Source organism: Vibrio sp. 2130-1 (assembly GCF_033339515.1).
Genome location: NZ_JAWOUT010000349.1, coordinates 1 through 659, shown reverse-complemented (window position 1 = coordinate 659; position 659 = coordinate 1). Strand labels below are relative to the sequence as shown.

At 45.5% G+C, this 659-nt stretch carries 1 pseudogene; it reads right to left on the bottom strand.

Going from position 1 to position 659, the window contains the following annotated elements:
• Window positions 1-610: pseudogene (locus tag R7Q09_RS26145) on the bottom strand (GGDEF domain-containing protein); the annotation flags it as partial.
• Window positions 611-659: the final 49 nt, after the last annotated feature.

Here is a 659-nt window from a genome sequence, read left to right as displayed (position 1 = left end):
TCCAACGATTCGCTAAGCCCGTCAGTTGGTCTAGGTAGGCTAACTCCTCAATCCCTTCTCGGTAAAGGGTTTGAATGTAGCTGACGACTTTTGCGTAGTAGTAGGAGAAGGTATGGCAGACAAAACTGATGGCTATCAAGGTGAACATGAATCGGCGTTCGATCATATCGCCAGTGGCAGGTAAGCCGTCTAAAAACGTAATGCCAAAGAAAACCAAAATCATGTAGGTAGCGCTAAAGAGTAAACCGACTTTGAACTCGTTAATCAAAATGATGGTTGCGACGATGGGGTAGAGCCACAATAACTTTCCGGAGGGCGCATCATTAAAAAGAAGCAGTAATAACCCCTCAAACATGATGACGGCGCTGAGCAGTAAATCGGCATATTTGTGATGCCTTTGTACTTTTATGAGATAGCAGATCCCTAAGCAGGCGATGGCACTGAAGGCATGCAAAACGCTTAACCCCCAATGATTTTCGAGCGATTGGACGATAGCGCCGTACACCAATAGTGTGGCGGCAATGCTAGAACACAGAAAAACGATTTTCTTTTTTCTCGTCGAGCGGATATCCGCCATTTCTTCTAGGCGAGCCCCGGCCAATGTCGACATCTTCTATCCCTACTTAAATTGATATGTACGTCTATTCTAGGCGGTATTT